Annotated in this window: 8 protein-coding genes and 1 pseudogene; 4 read left to right on the top strand and 5 right to left on the bottom strand. The window is 61.5% G+C overall.

The window, feature by feature from the left end; genetic code table 11:
* Positions 1-406: 406 nt before the first annotated feature.
* Complete coding sequence (locus F6X53_RS31745; RefSeq protein WP_151005882.1) at positions 407-1,915, bottom strand: hypothetical protein; 1,509 nt, start codon at positions 1,913-1,915, stop codon at positions 407-409.
* Between the two features lie 465 nt (positions 1,916-2,380).
* On the opposite strand from F6X53_RS31745, the gene F6X53_RS31740 reads away from it, so the two are divergent.
* From F6X53_RS31740 to F6X53_RS31730, 3 genes are all read left to right on the top strand, one after another.
* The gene (locus F6X53_RS31740; RefSeq protein WP_151005880.1) at positions 2,381-2,767 is read left to right on the top strand and encodes a PepSY domain-containing protein; all 387 of its coding nucleotides are present in this window, start codon (positions 2,381-2,383) and stop codon (positions 2,765-2,767) included.
* A 62-nt stretch (positions 2,768-2,829) separates the two neighbouring features.
* Entirely contained in the window at positions 2,830-3,480 is a 651-nt protein-coding gene (locus tag F6X53_RS34205; protein WP_425324716.1) for a hypothetical protein, read from the top strand.
* A gap of 180 nt (positions 3,481-3,660) precedes the next feature.
* The gene (locus F6X53_RS31730; protein ID WP_151005878.1) at positions 3,661-4,155 is read left to right on the top strand and encodes a DUF992 domain-containing protein; all 495 of its coding nucleotides are present in this window, start codon (positions 3,661-3,663) and stop codon (positions 4,153-4,155) included.
* A 12-nt stretch (positions 4,156-4,167) separates the two neighbouring features.
* Here the strand turns inward: F6X53_RS31730 and F6X53_RS31725 are convergent, their stop codons facing one another.
* The gene (locus F6X53_RS31725) at positions 4,168-4,449 is read right to left on the bottom strand and encodes a hypothetical protein (protein WP_425324715.1); all 282 of its coding nucleotides are present in this window, start codon (positions 4,447-4,449) and stop codon (positions 4,168-4,170) included.
* A gap of 394 nt (positions 4,450-4,843) precedes the next feature.
* Between F6X53_RS31725 and F6X53_RS34200 the strand changes: the two genes are divergently transcribed.
* Complete coding sequence (locus F6X53_RS34200; protein ID WP_373876017.1) at positions 4,844-5,080, top strand: DUF6894 family protein; 237 nt, start codon at positions 4,844-4,846, stop codon at positions 5,078-5,080.
* A 42-nt stretch (positions 5,081-5,122) separates the two neighbouring features.
* Here F6X53_RS34200 and rnhA read toward each other — a convergent pair whose 3' ends face one another.
* The 3 genes and pseudogenes from rnhA to F6X53_RS32980 all read right to left on the bottom strand — a co-directional run.
* Positions 5,123-5,590 (bottom strand): ribonuclease HI, encoded by a 468-nt coding sequence (gene rnhA / locus F6X53_RS31720; RefSeq protein WP_151005876.1) that lies wholly within the window; start codon positions 5,588-5,590, stop codon positions 5,123-5,125.
* A 120-nt stretch (positions 5,591-5,710) separates the two neighbouring features.
* On the bottom strand, positions 5,711-6,328 hold the full coding sequence (locus F6X53_RS31715; RefSeq protein ID WP_151005874.1) for a hypothetical protein: 618 nt from the start codon (positions 6,326-6,328) through the stop codon (positions 5,711-5,713).
* A gap of 141 nt (positions 6,329-6,469) precedes the next feature.
* Positions 6,470-6,678: pseudogene (locus tag F6X53_RS32980) on the bottom strand (hypothetical protein); the annotation flags it as partial.

The following is a 6,678-nucleotide window of genomic DNA, read 5'->3' as shown; positions in this document are numbered from 1 at the left end:
TTCCACGCCGGCGATGAAGTCCCCTTCATCGCCCGCCGCTGGCCGACTTCTTCAACAGCCTGCTAGGAGGCTGGCACGGTACCGCAGACCAGCATAGGAGAAGCTCCGGGAAGCTGGCGAGCTAAGCTCCCCTCCAGCCTCCCAGAGCCAACTCTCAGGCACCCGAGCCCCCTCGATGCGAGAGCAACAGCAGCGGCTACGCTCTGTGTGGGGTTCACTGTACACACGCATGGGAACGGCGCAAGGTCGTTCTGCAACCCTGGCTGGTAAGCGGAGGGAGTGGTCACCGACCGCTCACACGGGGGGGTTAAGTGCTCGCGGCCGGTGACTGCCGCCCTGATGTGACAGGGTGCAGAACATCGTCAGTCGAGTCGGCTGCGAAGGCAAGAGGTACGTGAGCAATGAATCATTTCGGTGGCTGATCTAGTGAAGGCCTGTAGCCATTTGTTCGGCCGGGCGTCGAGGAGATCTCTGCGGGGCTTCCATCATCTCCCCCCTTTGCAGAGTTATCCCGCGTTGGTTGTTCGGAAAGCTGCTGACGGCTTCCGGCAAGTGCGCTCTGAGCAGCCGCGAGTTCCTGGCGCGTCGACTTTACACGGTCCTCCAGCGTTGCCAGCTCTTTGTTCCGCGCTGCCATATTTTCGGTGAGCGCCCCAAGCTGAGCCTGCGCCTCTGCGTGCTGCTTCTGGAGGCCTTGAAGCTCGAAGGCTAGCCTCTCACGCTCTCCCGCCTGCCTCTTCACTGCCTCTTCCGCTTGAGCCCGCTCGGACGCGAGTCGGTCCCGCTCCGACTGCAAGCCAGCCAAGTCCTTCCGCGCGGCGGCCAGCTTGTCGTGGGCCTGCTGAAGCTGCTGCTCAGTCTGCCTGAGATCGGCCACGAGCTTCTCCCGTCCTCCAGTCAGGTCCGCAACTGCCCTGCCCAATTCAGTCCGCTGCTCAGAGAGCTTCTCGGCCTCTGCCTTGGCCTCCGCGAGCTGCTTCTGCGTGGCGCTGGCCGCGTCCTGAGCCTGCTTCTGGGCGCCCTCGGCTTGCTTTACTTCAGCCGTTTTGGCTGCAGCGTCTCGCATGAGCCCAGGCAGATCGTTGCGCAGCTTTGCTTCTTGCTGGCGAGCCTCGCTGACCTGATCGCGGGTTTGCTGAAGCTGCTGCTCAGCTCCCTTGATCTCACCTGTTAGCCTCTCTCGGTTAGCCGTCAGGCCGGTGATGGCCTGCTGGATCTCAGTCCGCTGATGTGAAAGGCGCTCAGCTTCACCGCGGGTTTCGGTCAGCCTGCGCTGCGCGGCATCCATCACATCGAGCACCTGCCGCCGATGCTGTTCGGTCTCCGAGAGCGCAGCGGTCTTGGAGCCGGCCTCCTGGGACAAGGTGGCGATTTCATTGCGGAGCTTGGCTTCCTGCTGCCGGGCGTCCTCCAGCTTACGACCAGCCTCCGCGATCTCCTGCGTGTGTGTCTTGGCAGTCTCCACGGCGAGTGCGGCAGCCGCCTGGAGCGCGGCGAGATTCTGCTCAGCCTGCTGACCCTGGGTCTGCAACTCGGTCAGCCGCTGAGTCTGCGCTGCCGTGGCTTGCGTGATCTCACTAGCCTTCTGCTCAGCGTCCTTCCTGCGCTCCTCCAAGTTGGCCATCTGAGCCTTTGTCAGAGCGGCGGTCTGTTCCGCTTCCTTGATGTGCTGCTCCCCGGTGACTATCCGGGCCTGTACCTCAGTGGCCGTACCAGCCAAGGCCTTGAGCCGATCCAACTCAGCCTGAATGCCACCCTGGATCTGGAGGAGCGTCGTGACTTGCTCCTGGTGCTTCTGGCGTCCCTGCGCACGATTGCTCGCCTGAACGAGGGTGACGACCAGCAACAGTCCGGCGATGGCTGCCAAGGTGAGCGTGACCGGCCGGCGGAGTTCCGAACGAATGTCGAGTGCCATTTGGCTGTCTCGCTTGCTGACGAGGGCGGGCAGGAACTAACGCAGGATGGTGGGCTGAGGTCCACTTCAGTTTCATGCAGCAAATTTGCCCAGCTTGGGCCTGAGAGCCGACACAACGGACACGTTGTGCGGCTTCGCCCACGTGATCTCCCTTCACTCGCTGCGCCTTCGCCTGCTCAGACCTTTGCCAACCCGCGCTGCCTCAGAAGCCGCCCTGAGCAAGCCGAATGAAATTATCGTCAGTAGACATCCTCCTGCGTTCCGTCCCTGTCGCCACAAAATGGTATTAGCTGTCACTCTTCGAAATAACGCTCTCGCGCATCTCTTAATCCATACTGCCTCGCTGTCATCCATTTTCCATGAAACACGAGCGGCCACGCAAAGTTGTTCTTCGGGTCGGCACCGTAAAGTTGGAACGATCTCCCAGGCCTCGGGATTAACAACGAGCAATTTGGGAGACGTACCATGCGCCTGACACTCACTGCCCTGGCTCTCGCGACCCTTCTGGGTGCCAGCCCCGCCCTCTCTCAGACCACTCCGACCGGCAAGCCCGCGCCAGACGCCACGACAAGCGAGAAGTCCGGCGGTCAGGAGGCGGTCACTCGTCCGAACACGGACCGACCAGACGCCAACAACCCGAGCACCACCGGCACAGCATCGAGCGCAAAGCTCGAAGAGGGCTCCAACAGCTTCACTGAGGCGCAAACACGCAAGCGCCTGGAAGATGCCGGCTACAAAGATGTGAAAGAGCTCAAGAAGGACGACAAGGGCATCTGGCGCGGCGCCGCGATGATGAACGGCAAGTCCGTGAACGTGGGCGTCGATTTCAAGGGCAACGTCGCGGCGCAATAAGCCAGTACGAAGCTCGGTACGCTCAAACAAGCGAAGAGGACACTGCCACGTCACAGCAAACCATCACGGCTTTATTTGACCGTTACGAAGATGCGAGCGCCGCCGTCACCAAGCTAGAGGCCGCTGGCGTGCCGCACTCAGACATCAGCATCGTCAGCAACAACGAGGGTGACCGCCATGCCGGCCTAATTGGTCGAGGAACCGACGATCACCGGGAAACCAAAGATAGCGCCGAGACTGGCGCAGGCACGGGCGCAACGCTCGGCACAGTAGCTGGCGGCGCAGTTGGCCTGCTAACCGGCCTCGGTCTCCTAGCAATCCCAGGTGTCGGCCCTGTGGTCGCCGCGGGCTGGCTTGTGACGACGCTGACGGGTGCCGGCATCGGGGCGGCGACTGGCGGTCTCATCGGCGGCCTCACTGGAGCGGGCGTGAACGAGGCCGATGCCCACACCTACTCAGAGGGCGTGCGGCGGGGCGGCACGTTGATTACCGTCCGGACTGACGAGATGCGGGCAGCTACGGTCATGAACATCCTAGAGGAGCATGGCTCAGTCGATGTGGATGAGCGTGCGCAGACTTGGCGCTCGGAGGGATGGACTGCCCCGACAGTTGCTGAGAGTGGCCCAACCGGCTCAACGTCAGGTGTAGGTTTGTCGCCGGCCGGTGCTGTCGAAGGACGGACGCGGGTTCGGTCGTACTCTGAGCTGACCTGAGGCCGTAGGGCTACCAAGCTGTGCCGGGAGCGAACCTGATGCTCCCGGCGGTACCGTATCCATGTTCACCCCACGCGAACGGCCAAGCAACAATCGACGGAATACGCCTGCAACGCAGACCCCTCATGGTTAACGCAACGCTTCTGAACGAGGCGAGCCAATTACCAGGGGGTTCCTTCAATGCGCACCATCGCTATCGCCTTCTCCGCTGCTGTCCTCGCGGCGGGCGCCGCCTACGCGCACGGCAGCCTGTCCGTGCATCCTGCTCAGCAGACCGCCGGCACGCTCACCTGCATCACCAAGCTCGAAGCCAGCCTCATCTTCGGCCGCACGCCCGTGGCGGACTGCACGTTCGTGGCAGAGCGCGGTGGCTTCCGTCAGACCTACGCAGCCGTGCTCACCCGCATCGGGCAGGTGCGAGATGTTGAGACGGCGCAGAGGATCACGTGGCGCGTGCTGACGAAGGACGGCTTTGCTCGTCCCGGCATGCTGAGCGACTTCTTCACGGTTCCTCCGAGCCAGTCCGAGAACGTCAGCGTGCGTGCTGTCCCGCAGATGGTGGGCCGAACCGCCAGCCTTCAGCTTCTTAGCCATTCTGGGCAGACCAGCTCCAAGTTCGCACTCACCCATCCGAGGATAGACCTTGCTGCCTCCGAGCCTACCCTCACCCGGTGAGCATAATGCCGGCTACTGACGCTCGGACATCAGGTCGTGCGTCAGAACCGTGAGCTTGCCGATCAGAGTGGTAACGTCACTCGGCTTGCAGGACCACTGCGTGCCAACCGCCCCACCATCCGCTGTCACCGACACGACAGCCAAAGAGCGGAGCTTCCCCTCACGTGCAAGAGCGAGCTGGTCTTGCAGGACTTCGATGATGGAGGCGAGGTTCTCATCCGGCTCGACAGGCGCCACCCGAGGTGTGAACGCCACGACCGTCCCGCTCGTAGGCATACGCCCTCCATTGCTCATTCTGCTCTTCCTCAATGTGACGAGATGGGCAGGGTGATCGCGGGGCTTTGTGCGGGCAGTGTGGCAGCTTGAGTGTCTGACCCTTTCGAGGCGCATGGACGAAGGAGCCGGTATGCGTCGCTTCGGTGGCGCTTGATGGCATTACGGGTCTCGCTAGGTGGAACGAAAAACGGCCGCATCAGGGAGCTGCTAAGGTTTTGTGGAGTAGAGCGGGGGCATCGTCGTTCTTGTGTATCATCGAATACAGAGTTAGGCGCCGCACGCAAAGTCCGAAGCTGATCCATGTTATTGCGAGTTGTGTTTGGGGCATGTTCGCTGCGTCCATCGAACGTTGCCCTCGGCGCCAGCAAAGGGCGCGACGGCCTCTTTGCGCGTTCGTACAGCGGAGCACCAGATGCCGCTCTACTACTTCGATTTCCACGATGGACCTCGGCACTCCTTCGATGATGACGGACAGGAGTTTCCTGACGTCATCACAGCTCGTGATGAGGCAATTGACGCCCTGTTTGATGTTGCTCGGGACAGGAGACGGGTCGGAGATCGAAGCGAGTGCATCGCAAGCGTGAGCGATGAGAGCGGGAGGATCGTGTTCCGCGCTCGGCTATCCCTCACGCCAGAATGGGTGGCGTAGGCGTCAGCCCCCTGAGGATTGTGGTCGGCAGTCGAGGCACACTCAAGCCATTGCGGCCTCTGCACTCGCGATCTGATTAACCCGCTCGTTGAGGTCGTGCCCAGCGTGGCGACGTACCCACGTCCACGAGACCGATAGGTGGCGCGCTACGGCCATCTCCAGCGCCTGCCACAGATCGACGTTTGCAACTGGCTTCTTGTTCGCTCCCCGCCAGCCCTTGGCCTTCCAGCCGGGTAGCCACTCGGTGAAGCCCTTGATCACGTACTGGCTATCTCCGAGCATGTTGACCACCGCTCCAGGGCTGAGGGCGTTGAGCCCCGCGATGGCGGCAGACAGCTCCATCTTGTTGTTGGTCGTTGCTGTCTCCCTGCCCCGCACGATCTTCTCACGATCTGTACGGGTGTTGATGAGGATGGCCGCATAGCCACCTGGGCCGTGATTGCCGAGGCAGGCTCCGTCGAAGGCAATGGTGATCTCGCGTGGTGTGTCCACGGTGGTTTCGTTCGTCATGGTTCTCTCTAGTTGAAATGAAAGAGGAGGAGCCTGTCGAGGCCCCTCCCAGTGGTTTCATCAATCATTACTGCCGCGCTTCAGGAGCCGTTGAGCTACTCCGAGGCTCCGCACGCACCGTCACAGCGCATCGTATGGAACGCTCATCAGGACTCTCCTCTCGAGGATTGGGACTGGCTGTTCCTTGCGCTGCTCCAAAGCTTTCCGACAGGCAGCTCGTATCTTGACCTCACGGCTGACGAGCTGCTGTGAGACGTTGATGATGCTGGCCATCTCGGTGTGCATCAGATCTGGGTAGTGATGGCAGAGCCAATAGATGCTCTGCTTGACGCTCAACGGGGTGCGCCCTTCACGTGCTTGGAAGGTGGCCAGGGCGATCCTTGCCTCAACGACCTTCGGAACTGACCGCTCTGCTTCCAGAGCAGCTACGGCTTCTACCCAGTGGCTCTTGATCCAGAGCCGCCCCTCCGGGCCAATCACATCGAACGGGCTCCGACGTTTCGTAGGAGTAACCCGCTTTCCGTAGCCACGTTCGACGAACCACGGCTGCAAGCGATGGCGGGTGTTCTTGCCGCGTCCCTCGATGCTGATGATGTCTATCTGCCTGAGGATGCTGCGGACTTCCCGCGAGCCGACCCCGTGCAGCTCGCCAAGTTCTGTCAAAGTGACCCAATCTCCTATGCTGATCGTGTTCAGGGTGCCCGTTCGTCTGTCGAGCACCTCTTCGGTGTAGAGCATCAGTTTGTTTTTCCGTCTGTTGTGAGCTTGCGTAATGTACCTTGATCCCCCGGAGGGATGAGGTGCTGCGTTGAAGGGATGCTACCTGCCTCCTGAAGGCACCCTGGAGGTGAAGACCACCAGCAACACCTTCCTTCGGTGTCACTCCAGCTGTGCGACAGCCTTGAAGTACTCGTTAACCTTCTGTTGCCGAGTGTTGCGCTCGTCCTGCTCCAGCTTCGCGAGGTGGAGACCAACACCACCAAGGGCCTCGATCACCCAAGCCGCGATGATCATCACAGCCCTAGCAGGGTGTTGAAGAAGTCCGTGGCGTGGCCGAGCTGGGCGTGATTCACTCCTTCCCGGAAGCG

The sequence above is a fragment of the Methylobacterium soli genome (assembly GCF_008806385.1).
In the GTDB taxonomy this organism is placed as follows: Bacteria; Pseudomonadota; Alphaproteobacteria; order Rhizobiales; family Beijerinckiaceae; genus Methylobacterium; species Methylobacterium soli.
This window is presented reverse-complemented; position numbering and strand designations above follow the sequence as displayed.